This window comes from Mesorhizobium sp. WSM4871, from assembly GCF_055811295.1.
In genome coordinates, this window is the sequence record NZ_JBVVPU010000060.1 from 1 (window position 1) to 582 (window position 582).

1 pseudogene is annotated in these 582 nt (G+C 57.6%); it reads left to right on the forward strand.

The window, feature by feature from the left end:
• Window positions 1-361: 361 nt before the first annotated feature.
• Window positions 362-582 (forward strand): annotated as a pseudogene (locus AC0L2H_RS32500) (hypothetical protein); the annotation flags it as partial.

Genomic DNA, 582 nt, shown 5'->3' on the forward strand with positions numbered 1-582 from the left:
GGTGTCTGAAGCAAGCGCAGCATTAGCTACGGCTAATCCGGCAATGGAACAATGTCTTCAACAAAAACGACGCCCCCCAACATAGCTATTAGCATCGCGTGCTCACTCGCCTTGGGCTTCTGCGCGGCAAGTCTGTACGCAACGTTCCGCCATGGGGGTAGCGGCGAGGCTTTGATGACGTTTGACATCCGTGCCTTTTGGTTCGAGACGCCGTTCTATCTGGGTTTCGCAACTCCTGTCCCTCTTCGCCCAGCCGGGGGGAAGTTCAAACTCTTCGCGCAACTCGCTATGCAGACCCGGAACAAAGAGGCACACGCATCTTCGACGATTGGCGGGGAACGATACAAAAATCCTGACGTCCTACACGTCCGTAGCTATCGTGCTCGCCACGTCGGCGGTCGTCTTGCTGTTTCAGCAGATCGTATTGCGGCCCAAACTCGAACATCACGGGACGGCGCGCTGGGCGCGAGTGGATGAAATGCGACGCACCGGATATCTGCGACGTCTCGGCGATGGCGGGCTCAATCTGTGGGCGGATCCGGCTGTAAAGGCAGCGACAAGTCGCTCGGACTTTTCGGTCTA